Annotated in this window: 17 protein-coding genes and 6 tRNA genes; 16 read left to right on the top strand and 7 right to left on the bottom strand. The window is 63.4% G+C overall.

The annotated features are described in order from the left end of the window. The first annotated feature begins 4 nt into the window (after positions 1-4). From ACZ9W6_RS04335 to ACZ9W6_RS04260, 16 genes are all read left to right on the top strand, one after another. Entirely contained in the window at positions 5-811 is an 807-nt protein-coding gene (locus ACZ9W6_RS04335; RefSeq protein WP_465189857.1) for a phosphate/phosphite/phosphonate ABC transporter substrate-binding protein, read from the top strand. Further along, positions 808-3,543: an ATP-binding protein gene (locus tag ACZ9W6_RS04330; RefSeq protein WP_465189856.1), complete on the top strand. Its 2,736-nt coding sequence runs from the start codon at positions 808-810 to the stop codon at positions 3,541-3,543. Before ACZ9W6_RS04335 ends, ACZ9W6_RS04330 begins: the two co-directional genes overlap by 4 nt. A gap of 175 nt (positions 3,544-3,718) precedes the next feature. Beyond that, positions 3,719-5,854: a GumC family protein gene (locus ACZ9W6_RS04325; RefSeq protein ID WP_465189855.1), complete on the top strand. Its 2,136-nt coding sequence runs from the start codon at positions 3,719-3,721 to the stop codon at positions 5,852-5,854. A 3-nt stretch (positions 5,855-5,857) separates the two neighbouring features. Further along, positions 5,858-6,886 (top strand): glycosyltransferase family 4 protein, encoded by a 1,029-nt coding sequence (locus tag ACZ9W6_RS04320; RefSeq protein WP_465189854.1) that lies wholly within the window; start codon positions 5,858-5,860, stop codon positions 6,884-6,886. Between the two features lie 2 nt (positions 6,887-6,888). Continuing rightward, positions 6,889-7,875 (top strand): glycosyltransferase family 2 protein, encoded by a 987-nt coding sequence (locus ACZ9W6_RS04315; RefSeq protein ID WP_465189853.1) that lies wholly within the window; start codon positions 6,889-6,891, stop codon positions 7,873-7,875. Then, the gene (locus ACZ9W6_RS04310) at positions 7,872-9,161 is read left to right on the top strand and encodes a glycosyltransferase family 4 protein (protein WP_465189852.1); all 1,290 of its coding nucleotides are present in this window, start codon (positions 7,872-7,874) and stop codon (positions 9,159-9,161) included. Before ACZ9W6_RS04315 ends, ACZ9W6_RS04310 begins: the two co-directional genes overlap by 4 nt. Beyond that, the gene (locus ACZ9W6_RS04305; RefSeq protein WP_465189851.1) at positions 9,134-10,504 is read left to right on the top strand and encodes an O-antigen ligase family protein; all 1,371 of its coding nucleotides are present in this window, start codon (positions 9,134-9,136) and stop codon (positions 10,502-10,504) included. Before ACZ9W6_RS04310 ends, ACZ9W6_RS04305 begins: the two co-directional genes overlap by 28 nt. 64 nt (positions 10,505-10,568) lie before the next feature. Continuing rightward, complete coding sequence (locus tag ACZ9W6_RS04300) at positions 10,569-11,843, top strand: glycosyltransferase family 4 protein (RefSeq protein ID WP_465189850.1); 1,275 nt, start codon at positions 10,569-10,571, stop codon at positions 11,841-11,843. Then, on the top strand, positions 11,840-13,894 hold the full coding sequence (locus tag ACZ9W6_RS04295; protein ID WP_465189849.1) for a hypothetical protein: 2,055 nt from the start codon (positions 11,840-11,842) through the stop codon (positions 13,892-13,894). The genes ACZ9W6_RS04300 and ACZ9W6_RS04295 overlap by 4 nt, the downstream gene beginning before the upstream one ends. Further along, a complete protein-coding gene (locus ACZ9W6_RS04290; protein ID WP_465189848.1) occupies positions 13,891-15,042 on the top strand; it encodes a glycosyltransferase family 2 protein in 1,152 nt (383 codons plus the stop codon). The genes ACZ9W6_RS04295 and ACZ9W6_RS04290 overlap by 4 nt, the downstream gene beginning before the upstream one ends. 1 nt (position 15,043) lies before the next feature. Next, complete coding sequence (locus tag ACZ9W6_RS04285; RefSeq protein ID WP_465189847.1) at positions 15,044-16,027, top strand: glycosyltransferase family 2 protein; 984 nt, start codon at positions 15,044-15,046, stop codon at positions 16,025-16,027. A 15-nt stretch (positions 16,028-16,042) separates the two neighbouring features. Then, the gene (locus ACZ9W6_RS04280) at positions 16,043-16,564 is read left to right on the top strand and encodes a serine O-acetyltransferase (protein WP_465189846.1); all 522 of its coding nucleotides are present in this window, start codon (positions 16,043-16,045) and stop codon (positions 16,562-16,564) included. Between the two features lie 166 nt (positions 16,565-16,730). Continuing rightward, entirely contained in the window at positions 16,731-18,008 is a 1,278-nt protein-coding gene (locus ACZ9W6_RS04275; RefSeq protein WP_465189845.1) for a glycosyltransferase family 4 protein, read from the top strand. Beyond that, positions 18,005-19,528, top strand: a complete 1,524-nt coding sequence (locus tag ACZ9W6_RS04270; RefSeq protein ID WP_465189844.1) for a lipopolysaccharide biosynthesis protein — start codon at positions 18,005-18,007, stop codon at positions 19,526-19,528. The genes ACZ9W6_RS04275 and ACZ9W6_RS04270 overlap by 4 nt, the downstream gene beginning before the upstream one ends. 20 nt (positions 19,529-19,548) lie before the next feature. Then, on the top strand, positions 19,549-20,481 hold the full coding sequence (locus ACZ9W6_RS04265) for an SLBB domain-containing protein (protein WP_465189843.1): 933 nt from the start codon (positions 19,549-19,551) through the stop codon (positions 20,479-20,481). Positions 20,482-20,490: 9 nt separating this feature from the next. Then, the gene (locus ACZ9W6_RS04260; RefSeq protein ID WP_465189842.1) at positions 20,491-20,805 is read left to right on the top strand and encodes an STAS domain-containing protein; all 315 of its coding nucleotides are present in this window, start codon (positions 20,491-20,493) and stop codon (positions 20,803-20,805) included. Positions 20,806-20,861: 56 nt separating this feature from the next. On the opposite strand, the gene ACZ9W6_RS04255 is transcribed toward ACZ9W6_RS04260, so the two are convergent. From ACZ9W6_RS04255 to pgsA, 7 genes are all read right to left on the bottom strand, one after another. Next, positions 20,862-20,935, bottom strand: a tRNA-Cys gene (locus ACZ9W6_RS04255). A gap of 4 nt (positions 20,936-20,939) precedes the next feature. Then, a tRNA-Gly gene (locus ACZ9W6_RS04250) sits at positions 20,940-21,015 on the bottom strand. Positions 21,016-21,040: 25 nt separating this feature from the next. Next, positions 21,041-21,116: transfer RNA gene (locus ACZ9W6_RS04245), tRNA-Gly, on the bottom strand. Between the two features lie 28 nt (positions 21,117-21,144). Beyond that, a tRNA-Gly gene (locus ACZ9W6_RS04240) sits at positions 21,145-21,220 on the bottom strand. Between the two features lie 25 nt (positions 21,221-21,245). Further along, positions 21,246-21,321: transfer RNA gene (locus ACZ9W6_RS04235), tRNA-Gly, on the bottom strand. A gap of 26 nt (positions 21,322-21,347) precedes the next feature. Further along, a tRNA-Gly gene (locus tag ACZ9W6_RS04230) sits at positions 21,348-21,423 on the bottom strand. A gap of 78 nt (positions 21,424-21,501) precedes the next feature. Continuing rightward, complete coding sequence (pgsA, locus tag ACZ9W6_RS04225) at positions 21,502-22,083, bottom strand: CDP-diacylglycerol--glycerol-3-phosphate 3-phosphatidyltransferase (RefSeq protein ID WP_465189841.1); 582 nt, start codon at positions 22,081-22,083, stop codon at positions 21,502-21,504. Positions 22,084-22,098 lie beyond the last annotated feature (15 nt).

Raw genomic sequence — 22,098 nt, 5'->3', positions numbered from 1 at the left:
CACGATGAAACGCCTGCTGCTGATCTTTTTGTGCCTGGGCAGCTTTGCCGTGCAAGCGGCCGAACGAGCGCTGATCGTCGGCGTGGTGCCGCAACAGGCCGCCGTCACCCTCGCCGCCGCCTGGCTGCCCCTGCTGAATCAGCTGTCGGCCAAGAGCGGCCTCAAACTGCAATTCGCCACCGCCCCCGACATCCCCGCCTTCGAACAAAGAGTGCTGAAGGGCGAATACGACTTTGCCTATATGAACCCGCTGCATTTCGTGTCCTTCTCGCGCAACCCCGGCTACAAGGCACTGGCGCGCGAAAACAGCAGTCTGCAAGGCATTCTGGTGGTCGCGGCCAACAGCCCGATCCAGGACATCAACGAACTGCAGGGCAAGGCGCTGGCCTTCCCCGCACCGGCGGCCTTTGCCGCCACCGTATTGCCGCAAGCCGAACTCAGGCAACGCAAGATCAGCTTCAGCTCGCGCTATGTTGGCTCGCATGATTCGGTTTATCTCGCCGTAATCGAAGGGCTGGTGCCGGCCGGTGGCGGCATTACCCGCACGCTGAACAATCTGCCAGCCGAGCAACGCGCCCGCTTGCGCATCTTGTGGCAAACCGCCAGCTACACCCCGCATCCGCTGGTCTATCACAGCCGGGTAGCGCCGGCCGAGCGCAACAAGCTGCTGCAGGCCCTGCTGGCACTGGGCAAGGATGACGCCGGCCGCCAGTTGCTGAAAGCCGCCGGTTTTGGCCCCTTTGTCGCTGCACGCGATAGCGACTGGGACGATATCCGCCAACTGTCGCGCGATCAGAACACCAAACCATGAGCTTCCGGCTGAAGACCATACTCGGCATTGCCCTGATCGAAATCCTGATGCTGGGCATGCTGCTGCATTTTGGTCTGCGTCTGATAGACCAGAACGGCAGTGACGAGCTGGTAAAACGCAGTCAGGGCATGACCGAGCTGTTCGCCCAGGCCATCCAGAATGCGGTGCTGAGTACGGATCTGGCCACGCTGCAAGGTGCGGCTGAGGAGTTCGACCGCACCCCGGAAGTCGGCTATGTCCGCATTCTGGCGACCAACCGGGTACTGGCCCAGTCCGGCGATGCGGCACTGCTGCAAAAGCCGTTCAGGGAAGACGACAGCATCGAATCGGCTGCCAGCGACCAATTGCTGGACAGCGAAGCCATCATCCGCATCGGCCAGCAAGAGGTTGGCCGCGTCCAGGTCGGCTTCAGCATTGCCAGCCATCAAGAGCTGATGGCCGCCGCACGCCAGGGCGGTTTCTCGCTGGCCTTGCTGGAAATCGTGCTGACGGCGCTGATGTCGCTGCTGCTGGGCATCTATCTGACGCGCCAACTGGCGATACTGGGCAAGGCCACCCAGGCCATCAGCAGCGGCGATCTGGGTTACCAGATTCCGGTCAGCGGCCAGGACGAGCTGGCCAGGACCGCCCATGCCTTTAACCAGATGTCGCGCGAACTCGAAATTAGCCATCAGTTGATGAGCGAGGCACTCGAGCACGAAAAAGCCAGTGCCGAGGCGCTGAAACAACGCGAGCGTGACCTGTTGCAGAAACAGCAGGTGCTCGATGCGATCAACCGTCTGCAGGAGTGCTTTATCGCCAATATGGGCCACCAGGCGCTGTTTGACGAAGCGCTGCAGATTCTGCTGAACCTGACCGGTGCCCGTTTCGGCCTGCTTTCCGAATACCAGCCGCAGGAAAACCGCCTGCGCATTCTGGCACTCAGTGATATCAGCTGGAACGAATCCAGCCAGGCGATCTATCAGGGCCATCTGGCCGGCGAGCCGATCTATTTTGACGATATGCACAATCTGCTGGGCCAGCCGGTGATGACCCGCCAGCCCATCCTGCATAATCAGCCGCTGGCTGATAGTGCCAGAACGCCGCACGGCCACCCGCCGCTGAACAACTATCTGGGCATGCCCATCATTTTGGGCAATGAAGTCATCGGCAGCGTGGCGCTGGCCAATCACCCCGAGGGCTTCAGTTCAAGGCAACTGGAGCTGCTGGGGCCACTATTACGTACTTGCGGCCAACTGCTGCTGGCGCTGAAAAGCCGCGCGGCGCTCGACTTGGCACAACAGCTGCTGCAAGAGCGCGAGCAATACCTGCACAGCATTGTCGAAACCTCGACCGACGGCATGCTGATGCTGGATCAGCACGGCCGCATCCTGTCGGCCAACCAGGCCGCACGGCAGATTTTCCGCCGCGAACAAGACGACCTGCTGCGACACCACATCGCCAGCCTGCTGGCCGAAGATTATCAGGATGACCTGCGCCTGACCCTGGCACGGGTCGGCGAAGACCAGGACAGCATGCTCAACGGCCGCCTGCTCGAAGTCTATGCCCTGCGCGACCGGCACGAGCGCTTCCCTGTCGAACTCGCCATTACCCGTCTGTCACAGCAGGATGAACAGCACTTCAATGTGGTGTTGCGTGACATTACCGAACGCAAGGCCACCGAGGCGCACATCCGCCAGCTGGGCAGCGAGCTGAAAACCATTCTCGACCTCAGCCCCGATGGCTATCTGAGTTATAACACCCAGCAGCGCGTCACCATGGCCAATCCGGCCTTGCTGGCCATGCTGGGGCTGGACGACAGCAGCCTGCTGCCACGCGATGTGGCCGGTCTTGATCAGCTGCTGATGAATGCCAGCCACGACCCGGCCGCCTATCAGGCCATCAGCCAGCTCGAAGACGGCGCAACCGACAGCATCACACTGATCAAGCCACATCGTCAGGTGCTCAAACGCAGCCTGCGCCTGCAGCAGACCGAACGCGGCCGCCACAGCGGCGGCATTCTTTACCTGCGCGACATCACGCGCGAGACCGATCTTGACCGCATGAAGAGCGAATTCCTGTCCACCGCCGCGCATGAACTGCGCACACCGGTCGCCAACATCCTCGGTTTTGCCGAGCTGATCACCCAGCGCCAGTTTGACGAGGAAACGCGACAGGATTTGCTGGATACCATCCATCGCCAGTCACGCCATCTGGTGTCACTGGTCAACCAGCTGCTGGATCTGGCACGACTGGAAGCCAAGGCCGGCAAGGATTTCAACATCCAGCCACATGATTTCACCAGCTGGCTGCGGGCTTATCTCGCCACTTTCCCGACTCCGGCCGGCCGCCAGCCGCCGCAGCTGCCCGAGTTCATCCCGGCTGCCGAGGTGCTGCTGGACAGCGAGAAATTCACCATGGCGCTGAACAACATCCTGTTCAACGCCTACAAATACTCGCCCGAGCACGGCCTTGTCAGCCTGTCGCTGCAACTGCGTCCGGCTGAAAACGGCCACCCGCCGCGGCTGGGCCTGTCGATCAGCGACCAGGGGCCGGGCATTGCACCGCATCTGCAGCAAAAAGTATTCGACCGATTCTTCCGCGTCGATTCGGCCCGCAGCACACCCGGCAGCGGCCTCGGCCTCGCGCTGGTGCGCGAAATCATGCAAAACCTGCATGGTGAAGTCAGCCTCAGCAGCGAGCACGGCAAAGGCAGCACCTTCACGCTGTGGCTGCCGCTAAGCAGCCACTAAGCCCGCTGACGCTCCCCGATACAGCCTGCGGCTCACCTGACATCAGCCCTGCCCGCCACGCATCAGCCCAGCTCACCGGCACGCCTGCCAGCCCTTACCATCAGGCAAGGAAAATTCGCCTTGGCATTCTCCAAAAATTGATAATAATGAAAAAAATGAAATATTGGAGAGCATCATGCCGGTCAGCAACAGCGCCATCGCCGGTCGCGGCATCAAACCCTGGGTCAGCCTGCGCGCGCACCCAAGGTTGGCCGCAGCCGTGCTCTTGCTGGTGCTGCTGCTCGGGATACCGTTTGCCTGGTTCAAGGGCACGCCGCAATACGTGGCCAGTGGCTCGCTGTATGTGTCGCCACGCTTCATCAAGAACCTGAAAGACGATCAGGAACTCGACTTCCAGTCCAACTCGCAATACCGCCAGTATGTCGAGCAGCAGGTGAACTCCTTGCGCCGCCATGATGTACTGGCCGCCGCCCTGAAAAACTTCCCGCAAGATCTCGCCGGTTGGACACGCAAGGAAACCAACCAGCGCAAGGTGATTGGCGCGCTGCAAAACTCGCTGCGCATCCGTGCCGTGCCGGATACCTATCTGATCGAAGTCTCGCTGGCGGGCGACAAGCCCGCCGGCCTGGCCGAAAGCATCAATGCGGTGCTGCGCAGCTATCTGGTGATTGCGCAGACTGAAGATATCTATGCTGCCGACAAACGGGTGCGCAATCTGCAGCTGCGCCAGAAAGAGTTGCTGCAGCAGGTGGCTGGCAAGAACCAGCGCCGCACCGCCATCGCCGAAGAACTCGGCGTCACCACCTTTATCGACAGCCAGATCAACCCCTACGACCAGCTGCTGGTCGAGCTGCAATCCGGCCAGCAGGCGGCCAAGCAAAAGCTGATCGAGGCGCAGGCGCAGTTTGAATCGTTCAGCAAGCGCGGCACGGCCAGCGACAACAGCCGCGCCGTCGCCGAGATCGTGCAGGTCGATCCCGGCCTCAACAGCCTGAAAGCCAATCTCAACCAGCGCCGCGCCAGCCTGATCAGCCAGATCAGCGGGCTGACCGAGCGCCACCCGGCGCGCATTGCCGCCGAACAGGAAATCGCCGACATCGAGCGCGAACTGGCACAACAGGAAAGCAAGCTGACCGGCAGTGTGGTAGCCGAAAAGCAGAAGCGCTACCAGAGCGCGGTGCTGGAGGCGCAACAGGTGCTGGACGAGCTGAACAAGGTGATCGAGCAGCAACGCCAGCGCAGCAGCCGCTACAGCACGCTTTACAACGAGGCGCTGAATCTCAATGCCGACGTCGGCGGCATCCGCAAGGAGATGGACGACATCACCCAGCGCATCGGCTTTTTGCAGCTGGAAAGCACCGCGCCGGGCTTTGTCCGTCTGAACAGCCTGGCCTTGCCACCGTACCAGCCCAGCGAAGGCGGCCGCCGCAAGCTGCTGATCATGGTGCTGCTGCTGGCGCCGCTGGCCGCGCTGATTGCCCCGATCGCGCTGGATATGAGCGACCGTCGTCTGCACAACGTCAACGATCTGCACGGCCTGTTCGGCTTTGCACCGACCGGCTGGATCGTGCAGACCGAAAACGCCGCCACCGAACGCTTTGCCATCGACCAATACCGCCGCCTTGCGGCCAACGTTGCTGCCGGCCTGGCCAACGGCCCGCACCAGACCTTGCTGCTGAGCTCGGCCAAACCCGGTGGCGGCACCAGCACGCTGGCGCTGCGCCTGGGCAAGACCCTGAGCCAGCTGGGCAAACGCACGCTGGTGATCGAGCTCAATGCCTTCAGCAGCGATGCCCGCTATGGCGAACAGCCCGGCGTGCGTGCCTGGCTGTCCAACCAGCAGACTGCGGCCAACTGCATCGCGCCGGCCAACGAGCAATTCGGCGAACGCATGCGACTGGAGCATGACGGCCAGCACAATCTGGGCTTCATGCCGGCGCTGCTGGGCCGTCTGCCCGAGCTGCAGCAGCAGTTTGACATCATCCTGCTGGATACCCCGCCGATTCTGCTGTCGGCCGATACCGAAATCCTGATCCGAGAGCTGCGCCAGGCCATGCTGGTGACCGAAGCGCTGGGCATCAATCGCGGCGAGGCGCTACGCGCTGGCCGGGTGATGGAAAAACTGGGCCCCGAGCTGTTTGCCGTGGTGCTCAACCGCGTGCCGGTCTACCACGGCGGCGGCTACCTCGCCCAGCTGGTCGAAGAATTCAACAGCGGCCAGAAGACCGCGAGACTCACCCCTGCCCAGCGCCTGCGCCGCATCTGGCAGCAATATCGTCCACGTTGGCCGCAAGGCATTACCCGGAGCTAAGCCATGCAAAACCTCTACTACCTGCTGCATAGCGGCATGCTGTTCGGCACCGAGCGTATGGCACAGGCCACCGCCCACGGTCTGGCGGATGCCTGCCACAGCACCTTGCTGTCTCCGCCCGGCCCGCTGGCCGACGATTGCCGGCAAAAAGGCATCGCCCATCATGACTTTCACAGCAAAGGCGAGCTGCTGCGCCGCCTGTGCCAGCTGTGGCGCGGCAAGCGCGAGATTACCGTGCTGTCGACTGGTGTCAGTCTGGCGATGTGTGCGCTGCTGGCCGCGCGGCTATGCGGCTGCCGCGTGCGCTTGTTCGAGGTGGTGCACGGCGGTGCCGACGAAAAACTCAGCTATGCGCGCAAGCCGTGGCTGAGCCGGCTGGGCATTCCGCTGGTGGCGGTATCGGGCTTTGTGCGCGAGCGCCTGCTCAGCCATGGTGCCACGCCCGAAGACATTCATGTGATCGAGAACTTCCTCAGCGAGATCCCGCCCCTGCCCGAGCGCCCGCCGCGCACACTGCAAAGAGTAGCCGTGGTCTCGCGGCTGGACCCGATCAAGCGCGTCGATCTGCTGTTCGCCGCCTTGCAGCAGCAGGCTGCACTGCGCGATATCCGTTTTGACATCTACGGCCAGGGCAGTGACTTCGTGCGCCTGCAAGGCCTCGCGCTGGCCTTTCCCAATGTCACCTTGCACGGCGTGGTTGGCGATGTCGCCGCACGACTGCAACAGGCTGATCTCTTGCTGCATCTGTGCGATCAGGAGCCATTCGGTCTGGTGGTGCTGGAGGCGATGGCCGCCGGCCTACCGGCGCTGGTGCCCGATCAGGGCGGCACCGCCGAGTTGGTACGGGATGACAGCAGCGGCCGCCACTTTGCCGCCGGCAATGCCGCCGCCCTCGCCCAAGGCTTGCTGCACTACCAGCAACTGGCCCCCGAACTGCGCCTCGCACAAGGCGCTGCCGCTCACCGCCGCCTGCAGGATTGCTACAACGGCCGCCAGGCCATCGCCGCCTGGCAACAACTTCTGGGAGTCTGATCATGAACAGCCGCCTGCTCTCCATCGTGGTGATTGGCCGTAACGAGGCCCGCCGCCTGCCGCTTTGCCTGCGTTCGGCACAACAGGCGCTGCTGCCGCCACACTGGCAACGCGAGATCATCTATGTCGACAGCCATTCGCAGGATGGCAGCCCGGCACTGGCTGCCGCACTGGGTGCCGAGGTAATTGCGATGCAGCCGGTACGCCCCTGCGCCGCAGTTGGCCGCAATGCCGGCTGGTGGCGCGCACGCGGCGAGCTGGTGCTGTTTCTTGATGGCGATACCGAGCTGGACCCGCTTTTCCTGCTGGCCAGCATCCCCTGCTTTGTCGAGGACGATCAACTGGTCGCACTGTGGGGCCATCGCCGCGAGGCGTGCAGCCGCCAGTCCTGGTATATGCGGGTGCTGGATCTGGACTGGCTGCAGCCCTGCGGCCCCAGCAATACCTTGTCCGGGGATGCGCTGGTACGGCGCAGCGCGCTGGAAGCCAGCTACGGCTATGACGAAACCCTGATCGCCGGCGAAGATCCCGAGCTGGGCCGGCGCCTCGCCGCCATCGGCAAGGTGCTGCATGCCGACCTGCCGATGACACGCCACGATCTGGGCATCACCAGTTTTCGCGCCTACTGGCGGCGCGCCTTCCGCACCGGCCATGCTTATGCCGAAGTCAGCTGGCGCGATCGCGACAGCGACAAGCCGCTGTGGCAGGACGTTGCCCGCCACAATCTGCGCCAGGCCACGTTGCTGAGCATGCTGATGCTGCTGTGCCTGTGGCAGCCGCTGCTGCTGGTACTGCCGCTGCTGCTGGTACTGCGCACCATGTGGCGGCATCGCTGGCGCAGCAATCAGCTGGCGACCCTGTTTGCCTATGGCGTGCATGCCCACTTCCAGCAATGGCCGATTGCCTGCGGCCAACTGGCCTATCACTGGGCGCGGCGGCACGGTCAGCGCGTGTCGCTGATCGAATACCGCCAGGAGCCGAAATCATGAGCCAGCCCGCCCATCTGATTCTGGTGGCCTACCAGTGCGCGCCCGAGCAAGGCTCGGTGTCGCAGATAGGCTGGGAATGGTATCAGCGCCTCGCCGCCCGCCTGCCGGTAACGCTGATTACCCATGTGCGCAACCGCACGGCGATCGAGCAAGCCGGCGCACCGCTGGCGCACAGCCGCATTGTCTACATCGACAGCGAATGGTTTGCCGGCCCGCTCTACCGCCTGTCGCAGATGCTTTTTCCGCGCAGCGAGCATGTGCGCTTCATGCTGGCCTCGCTCGATTATTTCCTGTTCGACTATCTGGCCTGCCAGCAGCTGCGCAGCCTGCCGATGCCGGCGCATACCGTGCTGCACCGGGTGACACCGGTGTCTCCCAGTGCCGCCAGCCTGCTGCCACGGCTGGGCTACCCGACCATCATCGGCCCGCTTAATGGCGGCCTTGGCCGTCCTGCCGGCTTCAAGGCAACCTTGCGTGCCGAGCACGGCTGGGCCTACCCGCTGGCCGCCCTCGGCCGCTGGCTGGACCGGCTGCGCCACAGCAGTGACGAGGCCAGCCGCGTGCTGTACGCCACCCGCGCCACCCGTGACAGCCTGCCGGCCTCAGCCTTGCCGCACGCCACTGCCATGCTGGAAAACGGTGTCGATATCCGCCAGTTTCAGGCATTGCCGTGGCCGGAGGCGCCTTCACAGCAACGCCCGCTGCAACTGGGTTTTGTCGGCCGGCTGATTCCGGTCAAGGGCATCACCTTCTTGCTGGATGCCTGCCATGCCCTGCAGGAACAGGGCTGGCCGGTGACGCTCGACATCGTCGGCGACGGCCCGCTGCGCGCCAGCCTGCAACATCAGGCCAGCGCCCGCCAGCTTGCCGTGCGCTTTCTCGGTCAGCTGCCCCATGATGCCGTCGCCGCCAGCATGCGCGACTGGCACGCGCTGGTACTGCCTTCGCTGCGCGAATCGGGCGGTGCCGTGCTGATGGAGGCGATGGCCTGCTCACGGCCCTGCATCGTGTTTGACTGGGGCGGCCCGGCCGAGCTGGTTGATGATGAGGTTGGCCGCAAGATTGCCGCCAGCGACGAGGCGGGCCTGATCGCCGGTCTGCAGGCGGCTTTTGCCGACATCTGCCAGCACGCGCCAGCCTGGCAGCAACGTGCCCAGGCCGCCCGCCTGCGTGCCGAACAGCACTTCGACTGGCAAAAACGCAGCGAGCGCATGCTGCAGCTGTACGCCGAAGTCTTGCAGCAACACGAGGTGCTGCCATGCAATATATCGTTTACCTCGCCCTGATCGCCTCGGCCATCGCCTGTGTGCGTTACGGACCGGCCCAGGCGTTTTACCGGGTGTATCTGCCGGTCTTGCTGCTGGTGCCCGATGCCTTTCGCGCCATCACGCCGGGCGTGCCCGACCCGACTTTCAGCCAGGCTGCCATGCTGCCCATCATGCTGGCCGGCCTGCCGCTGATCGCCTCGCGCCTGCGCTTTTCGCTGACCGATGCGCTGGTCTTCAGCTACGCCGCGCTGGTGGCGTATTCCGAATTCAGCAATGCCGGCTACAACGAAGCGCAAAACCTGATGTTCGACATGCTGGCCTGGGTGGTGATGCCCTATGTCGCCGCGCGCACGCTGATCGAGCAGGAAGACATGCGCTTTGCCGTGGCCCAGCGCATCGCACTGTTGGCCGCACTGGTATCGGTGGTCGGCCTGTTTGAATTCCGCTTCGGCATGAACCCCTTCTTTACCGTGCTCAAGCCGTTTTTCAATGGCCAGGGCGAAGGCTGGCTGACGACTTTCCGCTATGGCCTTGCGCGGGTGGCCGGGCCGTTTGCCCACTGCATTCTCGCCGGCATCATGCTGGCAGTCGCCTACCGCTTCAGCCGTTATCTGGAATGGAACAATGCCTGGCAATGGCGGCCGCCATTCGGCCTGCCCGGCTGGCTGACACCCGGCCGCTTCATCAGCCTGCTGATCATCATGGGCAGCATCACCACCATTGCGCGCGGGCCGTGGCTGGGGGCGATTGCCGGCGGCGTAGCCACCTGGCTGGGCAATAGCCAGAAACGGGTACGCAACGCCATGATCATGCTGGGCGTGGCTCTGGCGGTCGGCATTCCGGCAGCCATCCAGTTCATTGCTTATGTGTCGGTTGGCCGCGCCGGCGCGGTGACGCTGTCGCAGGAAAGCGCCGCCTACCGCAAGGAGCTGATCGACAAATACACCGATATCGCACTCGAACACAGCCTGCTGGGCTGGGGGCGCAACACCTGGCCCAAGGTCGACGGCATGCCCTCGATCGACAATCACTATCTGCTGATTGCGCTGATGCATGGCGTGCTCGCCAGTGCGCTATTGCTGCTGATCATGCTGTGGCTGGGTGCGCGACTGTGGCGGCAAGGCATACGCAGCCCGGCCGGCACGCCGGATTTCAGCTTTACCCTGCTGGGCTGCCTGCTGGTGTATCTGGTGGCCATCACTACTGTTTTCATGGGCGAGCAAACCCAGCCGATGTTCTTCCTGCTGGCCGGCTGGGCCGAGAGCGTGCTGCAGCGGCAAGGGCGCAGTGTGCAAACGGCCAGCGAGCGCGCTCCCGCCGTCGCGGCCAACCCGGCCCTGCATTTCAAGCGCGTGCTGTAATTTTTTTGCCTTGCAATTGATAAAAATGAAACTAATGTAAAAATTGAAATACAAGGAGTGCATCATGGCTACCCCGACTACCGACACCAAACCGCGTCTGGCCTATCTCGTCAGCCAGCTGCCGGCGCTATCGCACACCTTTATCCTGCGTGAAATCCAGGCACTGCAGGCACGCGGTTTCAGCATTCTGCCGATCTCGGTCAACCGCCCTGACCGCCCCTTTGCCCAGCTGTCTGCCAAGGAACAGGCCCTCGCCGCACAAAGTATCGTGCTGAAAGACAGCAGCGTGCTGTTGATGTTGACCGCACTCGCCCACGCCCTGTTGAGCCGCCTGCCGTGGCTGCTTGGTGCCCTGCTGCAACTGCCGGCACGCAGCGGCAGTGATCTGCGCCAGCTGTTGTGGCAATTTGCCTATTTGCTGGAGGCCATCCTCACCGGCTACCAGCTGCAGCGCCGTGGCATCCGCCATCTGCATGTGCACTTTGCCACCCCGGCTGCCAGCGTCGGCGTCTGGTGCAAGGAAATCTACGGCATCAGCCTGTCTCTGACCGTGCACGGCCCCGACGAATTTTCGGCCGCGCGTCACTATCGCCTGGCGGAAAAAGTCGCCAAGGCCGACTGGATCATCTGCATCAGTCAGTTCTGCCGCAGCCAGCTGATGCTGCATAGCGAGCCGCAACACTGGCACAAGTTCGAAGTGATTCCGCTGGGCGTCGACCTCAGCCCGGCGCTGCCGCGTGCAAGCAAACCGCGTGGCCTGCAGCTGTGCAGCATCGGCCGGCTGGCACCGGCCAAGGGCCAGATGTTGCTGCTGCAGGCCTTTGCCCGTCTGCATCTGCTGCAGGCCGACAGCCACCTGACGCTGATCGGCACCGGCCCGCTTGAGCCGCAGATCCGCGACTTCATCAGCGAACAGCGACTGGAACACGCCGTCACCCTGACCGGCGGCCTACGCCACGACGAGGCGATGGCAAGGCTGGCCGCAGCCGATGCCTTCGTGATGGCCAGCTTTGCCGAGGGCGTGCCCATCGTGCTGATGGAAGCGATGATGCGCGGCATCCCTTGCGTGGCCACCCGTATTGCCGGCATCCCCGAGCTGATCGACGACCAGCACAGCGGCCTGCTGGTGCCGGCCGGCGACTGCCAGTCGCTGTATCTGACGCTGTTGCAACTGTGCCAGTCGGAAAAACTGCGCGAACGGCTGGCCGCTGCCGCCCGTCAGCGCGTACTGGCGCGCTATCACATCGAAAACAATGCCGATCATCTGGCCGCCTTCATGCAGCAAAGGCTGCAGCTGCTGGCCAATCAGCACAGCGACAAGCAAGGAGCACTGGCATGAAAGCGCTGTTGCTCGCCAGCCTCGCCCTGACCGGCTGTCTGGCGGATACCCACTTTACCGTCGGCAGCCAAGTCATCGGCGACGAGCCGCGCCTAGGCCTGAATCTGGGTAGCTGGACCAGCTGGGGCGATGAGCAGCTGATGAGCAATGTGCTGAAAAATCCCGGCTTCGAAGCGCTGCAGGATCGCAGTCTGGTCAGCGTCGACAAGGTTGCCGGCGACACCTTTTTCGACCGTCACCCCGACAGCGGCCGCCGCGATGATGTCTGGCAGCAGGCCAGCCTGACTGTGCTGAACCGTGATGCCCGCCCGGCCACGGTCGCCGGCAACAGCCATGCCGATGGCCGCTATCAACTGGCCGGCAACGCGACGCTCTACCCAGGCGACGTCGTGCGGCTGGAGAAGAGCCAGCCTGTCGCCGCCAGCATGTGGTGGCCACGCGGCGAGGTCAGCAATGTGCCGCAAAGCCGCCCCGGCAGCCCCGGCCGGCAGGCAGTGCAGCTGGCCGCCAATGCCAGCCTCTACTACTGGCTGGATACCGAATCCGGCGACAGCCTGCCGGTGAACGGCGAATGGCAGCTGCGTTTCTGGCTGCGCGCGCCGGCCGGGCCTGCCCGGCTGAAAGTACGCTTTGCCCGCCAGGGCGAGGCCGCCATGCTGGCGCAAGAACTGAACGCCGGGCCAGCGTGGCAGGCCGTTACCCTGCCCTTCAACGGCCATCAGGCCGCCAAAAAAGGCGCATTGGAGCTATCACTGCAGGCCGTGGACGGCAGCGTTCAGCTGGATGATGCCTGGCTGGGTGCCAGCGCCGAACGCGGTGCTTTTCGCAAGACGGTGATCGACACGCTCAAGGCCTTGCGCCCCGGCGTGCTGCGCGACTGGCAAGGCCAGCTTGGCGACAGTGCGGCCAACCGTCTGGCCGCGCCGTGGGCACGTCATCCGGTGCGCTATCGCGAGGGCGAAGGCGAGAGCCTGTTCCTGTACGGCATTCCCGAATTCGTCGAGCTGGCGCGCAGCCTGGGCAGCCAGCCGTGGATCATCCTGCCGACCACGCTGGACGACGGCGAAACCCGCGCGCTCGGGCAATGGCTGCAACAGCACGCACAGGGCATGACCGTGTGGGTGGAATTCGGCAATGAAAACTGGAATCCGCTGTTCCAGCCGGCCGGGCTCACCGATGCGGCCAGCCACGTACAGTTGGCCGCACGCCGTTTCAGCCAGCTGCAACAACACGCCAAAGGCCTGACCCTGCGCCCGGTGATCAACGGCCAGTTCTACAATCCGGAGCAGGCTGTCGGCCAGCTTGCCAGCCTGCCCGCCGGTATCAGCCTGGCTGTCGGCCCGTATTTTGCCTACCAGCCGACACCCGGGCTGAGCGTTGACGAATGGAGCAGCGCGGCACTCGATGATGGCGAGGTGCTGCGCGAACGGCTGCAACAGGCGCAAGGTGACACACCACATCGTATTGCCGCCTACGAACTGAACTTTCACAGCACCCAGAGCCAGGCCGAGCCGCAAGAGCTGGCCGCGCTGGTCAACAGCCCGCGCTCGGGCTTCATCCTCGGCTGGCAACTGATGCGCAATCAGCAGGCCGGCATCTCGCCGCAACTGATCTACACCCTGTCGGGGCGGCAAACCCGCAGCGCCGGCCGCGACGTCAGCCTGCCGCTGTGGGGCATCAGCGAGAATCTTGCCAGCGGCACCCTGCGGCCAAGCGGCCAGGCCATGCGTCTCCTGAATCAGGCCTGGGGCGGCCCGCAGCTTGCCAGCCACTGCCAGCAGGATTGCGACACGCTGCAGCTGCTGGCCTTTGGCAAGCCTGAGGCGCCACGGCTGATCGTCGCCAATCGTGGTGCGGACAAGCAGATCACCATCGCCCTGCCGGCCAGCAGCCAGACTTATCGCCTGCAATGGCTGGATGGCCGCGACAGCACCGCCGGCCAAGCGGCCAGCCTCAACGAACAAAACCTGAGCGCCAAAGATCATCAACTGGGCCTGCATCTGCCTGCCTACAGCCTCGCCATCCTCATGCCGCAAGGAGAACCATCATGAAGCTCACCGACCTGCTTTCCCTGCTGGCCATCCTGCCGGCGCTGCTGCTGTTGCCCGGCATGCTGATGTTGCTGATCTACACCGTGTTCGGCCTGCGCCGCCTGCCGGCGCGCAAGCCGGATCAGCTGCCGCTACGCGGCGTGGTGGTGGTGCCGGCGCATAACGAAGAGAAAAACCTGCTGCCTACTCTGCAAAGCCTGCACCAGAGCGCGCGCGTGCTGGCCGAAGTCGTGGTGATTGCCGACCACTGTCACGACCGCACTGCCGCCGTGGCCCGCAGCATGGGTGCGACGGTGATCGAGCGTCACAGCGGGGCGCGTGGCAAGGGCGCGGCGCTGGCTGATGGTTTCAGCCAGTTGCTGTCACGCGATCGGCCGCCGGCCTGGGTGGCGGTGGTGGATGCCGACAGCGTGGTATCAGCCAATTTCGTGCCGGAAATCGCGCGGGCGATTGCCAATGGCGCGGCTGCGGTGCAGACCCGCTACACCGTCAATAACCGGCGCGGCAACTGGCGTGCGCGGCTGATGCTCCTGGCGCTGGCCGGTTTCAACTGCCTGCGTCCGCGTGCCCGCCAGCGTCTGGGCTGGTCGGCCGGCCTGCTGGGCAACGGTTTTGCGCTGTCACTGCCAACCCTGCATCAGGTACCGCATCTGGCCAACTCGCTGGTAGAAGACAGCGAATACCACCTCGCGCTGATCAAGGCTGGCCGCAAAGTCCGTTTTCTTGACCATGTCTGGGTAGCGGCCGACATGCCGGAAACCGCCGCTGCCGCGCGCAGTCAGCGCTGCCGCTGGGAAGGCGGCCGCCTGCTGCTGTTGCGTCAGGCCTGGCAGGGCTGGCGTCAGGGCCACGGCACGCTGGAGTCGCTGCTTGAACTACTGACTCTGCCGGTGGCCAGCCAGCTGCTGCTGACCCTGCTGTTGCTGGCCATCCCCGGCCCGGCACGGTGGCTGGTTGCGGCCAACCTTGCCGCCATCCTGCTCTACACGCTGGCCTCGGCACGCATTGCCGCGCTGGGCTGGCGCGACTGGCGGCTGTTTCCGGCCATCGTGCACTACGTGTTCTGGAAGCTGACCCTGCTGCCGGCCATCTGGCAAACCGCCCGTGAAGGCCGCTGGGTTCGTACCGCTCGCAAGGGGGAAATCTGATATGAAACCGCTGATCTCGCTGGTCATGGTGTCCTTCAACACCGCCGAACTCACCTGCCTTGCGCTGCATGCTGCCGAAGTCGCGCTGCAGGGTATCTGCCATGAAATCATCGTCATCGACAATGCCTCGCATGACAACTCGCCGCGCCAGATCCGCACAGCCTGCCCAGAGGCACGGCTGATCGTCAGCGACAGCAATCTGGGCTTTGCCGCGGCCAACAATCTGGGCATGCATCATGCCCGCGGCGAGTTTATCGTGCTGCTCAACAGCGATGCCTTTGTCGACCAGCACTGCTTCCAGCATGCGCTGCGCCATATGCGGCAATGGCCGCAAGTGGCGCTGGCCGGCGGCAAGCTGCTGGGGCGTGACGGCAGCCTGCAACCCTCGGCACGGCGTTTTCCGCGTCTGATGTACGACTTTTTCATCCTCAGCGGCCTGTCGGCGCGTTTTCCGCAATCGCGCCTGTTCGGCCAGCCCGACCAGACTTGCGAGAGCGCCGACGCCGCGCTGCGGCCGGACTGGGTGCCCGGTGCCTTTGCCATCATCCGCCGCAAGGCGCTGCAGGACGTCGGGCTGTTTGACGAGCGTTTCTTCCTGTATTTCGAGGAGGTAGACCTGTGCCGCCGCCTGAAACAGGCCGGCTGGCAGATTGCCTACTGGCCTGATATCCGCGTGATTCATCTGGGCGGCGAATCCAGCCGCACCGTCACCCGTCTCACCCTGTCGGATAGCGGCCAGCAGTTGACGCTGTGGCGCATGCGCAGCGCTCTGCTGTACTACCGCAAGCATCACGGCCTGCTGGCCGCCGGTGCCAGCAATCTGCTGGAGTACGGCTGGCAGAGCTTGCGCCTGCTGCGCAATCTGCTGCGCGGCGGCGAGCTGGCTCGCGATCGCATCAGCCACGCCCGCCAGCAGCTGCAATTGCTGAGCCAGGCCTGGCGCGACACGGCCGGCGGCCAGATTTCGCCGCCACGGCCGTGGTAAGACGGAGGACCCGCCATGTCTACCCTGCAAGAGTTGTGGCAATGCTATGAGCGCGACCCCTGGCGTCAGGGCCTGTGGGTGATGCTGGTCTACCATTTTGGCCGCTGGCGTTATCGCATCGGCCCGCGCTGGCTGCGTGCACCCGTCTCGCTGTGCTACAAGTGGCTGAAAATCTGGGTGCAGATCCTCACCGGCATCGACCTGCCGTGCGAAACCCGGGTTGGCCGCAGACTGCGGATCGAGCACTTCGGCAATATCATCATCAGCGGCGACAGCGTGATCGGCGACGATGTGGTGATCCGCCACGGCGTGACGCTGGGGCTGCGCCATACCGGCGAGCGCGGCGCGCCCGTCATCGGCAACCGTGTCGATATCGGCTGCGGTGCCTGCATCCTCGGGCCGGTGACCATCGGCGACGGCGCGGTCATCGGTGCCAATGCCGTGGTGTTGTGCGATGTGCCGGCCGGCGCACTGGCGGTGGGCGTACCGGCGCGTATCAAGCCGCGGCGCGGCCAACGTCCGGTGCTGGTGGCCTGAACGGTCGGCAATCTGCCCTGGCTGCATGACACCAGCGCCTGATCGTAGCCAGGCGCGTGAAACAGCAAGTGATCTCCAGCCTTGCCGCCATCCTGCATGGCGGCTTTTTTTACCTTGCAAATGATAAAAATGAAACTAATGTAAAAATTGCACACAAGGAGGCATCATGAAAGCCGAAACCCTTCAAGCCCCGCTGGCCAGCCTGTTAGGCATTGATGCCCGCCACCCCTACACCCAGCTCAGCCATATCCCGTGGTGCCCGCAGCCCGATGGCAGCGTGCTGCTCGACCAGATGTGGAGCAAGGACTTGCGTGCGCTGCGCGACCGTGTCGGCTTTGTCCACATCATCGCGCCGCAAGCGGCGGCCAACGATGACAAGCTGTGCTGGGGCACCAGCAGCAGCCGCATCCTGCCCGACGAGCGGATTCGCTTCAGCGCCCTGCCCGATCTGCACAGCTGGCAAGGCATGCTGGCTTTCTGGCGGATGTGGCCGCAGCTGCGCAACAGCGGCGTGCTGCACACCAATAACCAGTTCGGCCGCCATCTTTTGCTGATTGCCATGCTGGGCAAGGCCGCCCGCCATGGCGTCAACACTATCTACGTGCAGCCGGAAGACTTCGCCGATGTGATGGCGTGGGAGTGGGTGCGCCTTGCGGCCAACCCTTGGCAGTTTCTCAAGCGCGAACTCACCCGCCGCCTGACCCTGGCTGCCGCACGCTATGCGGTATCGGTGGCCGATGCCAGCTTCTGCTTTGGCGGCGGTGCCCAGCAAAAGCTGCGCCTGCATGCACGCAATCTGGCGGTGATCTACCACAGCCTGCATCGCAGCGAAGACTGCATCAGCGCCGCGCAACTGGCGGCCAAACAGCAACGCGCCGCCGGCAGCCCGCTGCGCCTGATCATGGCCTGTCGCCACACCGCACTGAAAGGGCTGGACCATGCCTTGCTGGCCATCAGCCACGCCCGCCATCACGCCCCGCTGCAGCTGACCCTCTATGGCAATGGCCCGCAAAACGCCGAGCTGCGCCAGCTGTGCACACAATTGCAGCTGCAGGAGGTGGTGACGTTTGCCGGCACCCTGCCGCATGGCGAGGCGCTGTATCAGGCCATTGCCGAGCACGATGTGATGCTGATGCCGCATCGCACCAACGACTTTGGCCGCGCCGCTATGGATGCGCTGGCCAGCGGCACGCCGATAGTCGCCTACCGCACCGAGACCGCCGCTGCACTGATCCGCGACGGGGTGGATGGCTGGCTGGCCGAGTGCGACAGCCCGCTGGCACTGGCCAATCAGTTGATCTGGCTGCAACAGCACAGACCGCAGCTGGCCAGCGCCATGGCCGAGGCCGCAGCACGCGGCCAACGTGAGACGCTGGATTGCTGGAATGACTTCCGCCTGCAGCAGCTGGCGCATGCAGTCAGCAAGCGGCGGCAGGCATCATGAGTACCCTCGCCAACCAGGTGGCGGTATCCGTCGGCTCGCGCGTGGTGTATCTGGCAACGCGGCTGATCCTGCCCCCCGTCATCCTTGCCCATCTGAGCCTGGCCGAATATGGCTTGTGGGCCAGCGCCTTCATTCTGGTGGCCTATGTCGGCATGTCGGCCTTCGGCATCGGCAATGTGCTGATCCGCTATACCGCACAGTGGCATGTGCAGGGCGACTTGCCGGCCATCAGCCGCCTGCTGTCTACCGGGCTGATCCTGTCAGCCGGCCTCAGCCTGCTGGCACTGTTGCTGCTGTGGCTGGGCCTGCCCACGCTGCTGGGCTGGCTGGCGGTAAGCAAGACGCTTGCTGCCCAGGCGCAGCTGGTGTTTCTCGGCGTGGTGGCGGCTTTCTTGCTGGATATGAGCATCGGTTCGCTGCTGCATGTGCTGGGCGCGCTGCAGCATTACCGCGAGGAGGCGCTGATCTGGATGTGTGCCTTTTTGCTGGAAAGCGTGCTGATCATCGCCTTTTTGCTGGCCGGCTGGGGGCTGGCTGGGCTGGTGCTGGCCTTTGCGCTGCGTAATGCGCTATCCGCCACGCTGGCCTGCTGGCGGCTGCATCAGCACCTGCCGCAGTTGCAGTTGCGACTTCGCCATTTTGATCGCAGCCTGCTGCCGCTGTTCTGGCGCTTTGGCGGCGTAGTGCAGCTGTCGGGCATGCTAGGCATGATGCTGGGCTCCATCGAAAAAGTACTGGCCGGCAGCCTGATCGGCCCGGCCGCCACCGCGCTGTTCGAACTGGGGCAGAAGTTTCCGGTGATGCTGGTGTCGATTCCATCGGCAATCAATGCCGCCGCCTTTCCGGCCACCACCCATGCGCTCGAAACCGAAGGAATGTTGGCCGCACGCCGGCTGTATCTGGCCAATCTGCGCTACGTCAGCATGCTGTGCTCGGTGATCTGCGCCTTTCTCGCCTGTTTTGCCACCCCGGTGCTGACTGCCTGGCTGGGCGCGCGGCCGGAAATGCCCGAGCTCGTCATGCTGCTGTCGCTGTTCTGCCTGCCTTATCAACTGTTGGCGATGACCGGCCCGGCCAGTGCTTTTTTCCGCGCCGCCGGCACTCCGGCACGCGAACTGGTGTTTCCGCTGCTGCAAATTGCCTTGCTGCTGGTACTGCTGCCCTTGTTGCTGGGCACGCAGGGCAAGACCGTCTACGCGATTGCCGTCGCCGTCGCCGCTGCGATGTGCGTGTCGGCGCTGCTGTATCTGCAATACGCCCATCGCCAGCTCGGCATCGCCGGCAAGACCATCTGGCAAGGCTGCGGCATCACCACGCTGGGGCCGTGGCTGCTGGCCGGCTTGCTGGCCGGTGCCTGGCCCGAGTCCCACTACGTTGGCCGCAGCAGCGCGTTGTTTGATTTGCTGCTGGCCGGTGCCGCTTATGCGGCCGGGTTGTTGTTGCTCGCCCGTTTTTCACTGCAACAGGAGGAGAAATCATGGCTCAGTCACGGTTGGCTACGCTTGCGTGGCTTGGCCTGAGTGCCCTCTGTAGCGCCTGCATGTCCAGCCGGCCATGGCTGGATGCGCATGGCGAGTTCAAGCCGGCACAAAAGCTGGAAAGCATCCAGTACGCGCCCCCCGGCGAGCTGGCCAAGTTCGAGAGTGAAAGCGAGACGCTGTATCGCATTGGCGAGGGCGACAAGCTGCAGCTGACCATCTGGGGGCGCAGCGAGCTGTCTGGCGGCCACACGGTTGGCCCTGATGGCCGCATCAACTTGCCGCTGGCCGGCACAATGAAGCTGTCGGGTGATACCCGCGAACAGGCGGCCGACGTGATTGCCAAAGGTTTGCAGCCCTATTACCGCAATCTGGCGGTGGCAGTCAGTGTGCAGGAATACAAGGCAAACCGCGTCACCCTGCTGGGCCGGGTGGAAAATCCGGGCAATCTGCTGTTTGACGGCCCGCCCACGCTGATGGAAGCACTGGCGCGTGGCGGCGCCCTGCCGGTGCTCGACAAGAAGGCCACGCTGACGCGCTGCGCCATCATCCGTGGTCGCGAACGCATCATGTGGGTGGATCTGAAAACGCTGCTGAACAAGGGTGACCTGCGCTACAACATCGCCCTCAAACCCGGCGACACCATCTACATCCCCGATTCGGATGACACGCTGGTGTATGTGATGGGCGCGGTGAAAAACCCCGGTGCCTTCCGCCTGACCCCCGATATGTCACTGATGGATGCATTGGCCCAGGCCGGCGGACCATCGGAAGATGCCGCCGAAGAGGACATCACGCTGTACCGTCCGGCCAGTGGCGGTGTGCATGACGCCCCCTTCCAGACACTGCTGTCGGCCAAGAAGAACAGCAATGTCACGCTGGAGGAAGGCGACATCATCTATGTGCCACGCAGCGGCCTCGCCAGATTCGGCTATGTGGTACGCCAGCTGGCACCGGGTTTGTCGTTTTTCATGCTCGGCCAGTCAGTCAAATAAGGGGAAATCATGCAAACGGTGACCATCAGACAAGGCAGGCCAAGTGAAGACGGCTTCCGGATCGAACCACAACAGCTGGCCCTGACCCGCCAGCATGCGCGGCAGTTCTACCAGGACTGCCTGAGCATCACGGCGCAACCGGCAAGACTGCTGATTGATCTGACAGGGCTGGAACAGATAGACAGCCACGGCCTGGGGGCGCTGTTGGCGCTGGATGAGCACTTTCAGGCTGATGGCGGCATCAGGCTGATTGCCGGCAAGCCGCGCTGGCTGACCTTGCTGGATATCACCCGTCTGCAGCATTTGCTGCTCGAAGAAGGTTGACGGCCTTAGCAGCAAAGAAAAAGCCCTGTGAATCATTGATTCACAGGGCTTTTGTCTGGAGGCGCGATCCAGAGTCGAACTGGACTGACCGGATTTGCAATCCGGGGCATAACCGCTTTGCTATCGCGCCAAACTGGAGCGGGAAACGAGGCTCGAACTCGCGACCTCAACCTTGGCAAGGTTGCGCTCTACCAACTGAGCTATTCCCGCGTAAAACTTTGTATTACCGGTTTGATGGAGCGGGAAACGAGGCTCGAACTCGCGACCTCAACCTTGGCAAGGTTGCGCTCTACCAACTGAGCTATTCCCGCATCTAAAACTGGCACTACTTCTAAATTGTGGAGCGGGAAACGAGGCTCGAACTCGCGACCTCAACCTTGGCAAGGTTGCGCTCTACCAACTGAGCTATTCCCGCGTAAAACTTTGTATTGTCGGTTTGCTGGAGCGGGAAACGAGGCTCGAACTCGCGACCTCAACCTTGGCAAGGTTGCGCTCTACCAACTGAGCTATTCCCGCATCTAAAACCGGCACTACTTAAATTGTGGAGCGGGAAACGAGGCTCGAACTCGCGACCTCAACCTTGGCAAGGTTGCGCTCTACCAACTGAGCTATTCCCGCTTTGCTACTCGTCTTCGCTGCGTTACTGCGTTGTCGAGAGCTGCGAATTATAAGGATCCGAATTTTAAAGTCAAGCGTTTAAACATCAATTTTTTTACCCGCAAACTGCCCTGCAGCCATTTTCAGGTAGTAAGCCATTGACCACAAAGTCAAAATAATCGCGACCACCATGAAAAAATTTCCTAAAAATAATGCGTGCAGACCCGGCAGAATCGGCCCCGCGTACAACAACAGCACGATGGCCAGCATTTGCGCCGCGGTTTTCAGCTTGCCGATATAGGCTACCGCCACGCTGCCGCTTCGCCCCTGCTCGGCCATCCACTCGCGCAGGGCCGAAATCGCGATCTCGCGCCCGATGATGATCATCGCCATCCAGCCTTCGGTACGGCCCAGCTCGACCAGCAGGATCAGCGCAGCGGCCACGATCAGCTTGTCGGCTACCGGGTCGAGAAAGGCACCAAAGGCCGAAGTCTGTCCGAGGCGTCGTGCCAGATAGCCATCCAGCCAGTCGGTAAAACCGGCCAGCATGAAAATCATGGCACCCAGCAGATTGCGGTTATGCGCCAGCAACACGCTGTCCGGCAGAAAAAATACCGCCACACAGACGGGAATCATGGCTATGCGCAGCCAGGTCAGGAAAATGGGCAAATTGAAGGGCATTATGTGCTTCTTGTT

The sequence above is a fragment of the Vogesella lacus genome (assembly GCF_979366295.1).
The sequence above is the reverse complement of the archived record's forward strand: the minus strand, read 5'-3'. Positions and strand labels throughout refer to the sequence as shown.

Bases quoted from the DNA above. Each gene is read 5' to 3' on its own strand.
- ACZ9W6_RS04315 (WP_465189853.1), top strand. From the start codon at position 6,889: ATGAACAGCCGCCTGCTCTCCATCGTGGTGATTGGCCGTAACGAGGCC.
- ACZ9W6_RS04275 (WP_465189845.1), top strand. From the start codon at position 16,731: ATGAAAGCCGAAACCCTTCAAGCCCCGCTGGCCAGCCTGTTAGGCATT.
- ACZ9W6_RS04310 (WP_465189852.1), top strand. From the start codon at position 7,872: ATGAGCCAGCCCGCCCATCTGATTCTGGTGGCCTACCAGTGCGCGCCC.
- ACZ9W6_RS04265 (WP_465189843.1), top strand. From the start codon at position 19,549: ATGTCCAGCCGGCCATGGCTGGATGCGCATGGCGAGTTCAAGCCGGCA.
- ACZ9W6_RS04290 (WP_465189848.1), top strand. From the start codon at position 13,891: ATGAAGCTCACCGACCTGCTTTCCCTGCTGGCCATCCTGCCGGCGCTG.
- ACZ9W6_RS04295 (WP_465189849.1), top strand. From the start codon at position 11,840: ATGAAAGCGCTGTTGCTCGCCAGCCTCGCCCTGACCGGCTGTCTGGCG.
- ACZ9W6_RS04280 (WP_465189846.1), top strand. From the start codon at position 16,043: ATGTCTACCCTGCAAGAGTTGTGGCAATGCTATGAGCGCGACCCCTGG.
- ACZ9W6_RS04260 (WP_465189842.1), top strand. From the start codon at position 20,491: ATGCAAACGGTGACCATCAGACAAGGCAGGCCAAGTGAAGACGGCTTC.
- pgsA (WP_465189841.1), bottom strand. From the start codon at position 22,083: ATGCCCTTCAATTTGCCCATTTTCCTGACCTGGCTGCGCATAGCCATG.
- ACZ9W6_RS04300 (WP_465189850.1), top strand. From the start codon at position 10,569: ATGGCTACCCCGACTACCGACACCAAACCGCGTCTGGCCTATCTCGTC.
- ACZ9W6_RS04325 (WP_465189855.1), top strand. From the start codon at position 3,719: ATGCCGGTCAGCAACAGCGCCATCGCCGGTCGCGGCATCAAACCCTGG.
- ACZ9W6_RS04305 (WP_465189851.1), top strand. From the start codon at position 9,134: ATGCAATATATCGTTTACCTCGCCCTGATCGCCTCGGCCATCGCCTGT.
- ACZ9W6_RS04320 (WP_465189854.1), top strand. From the start codon at position 5,858: ATGCAAAACCTCTACTACCTGCTGCATAGCGGCATGCTGTTCGGCACC.
- ACZ9W6_RS04335 (WP_465189857.1), top strand. From the start codon at position 5: ATGAAACGCCTGCTGCTGATCTTTTTGTGCCTGGGCAGCTTTGCCGTG.
- ACZ9W6_RS04330 (WP_465189856.1), top strand. From the start codon at position 808: ATGAGCTTCCGGCTGAAGACCATACTCGGCATTGCCCTGATCGAAATC.
- ACZ9W6_RS04285 (WP_465189847.1), top strand. From the start codon at position 15,044: ATGAAACCGCTGATCTCGCTGGTCATGGTGTCCTTCAACACCGCCGAA.
- ACZ9W6_RS04270 (WP_465189844.1), top strand. From the start codon at position 18,005: ATGAGTACCCTCGCCAACCAGGTGGCGGTATCCGTCGGCTCGCGCGTG.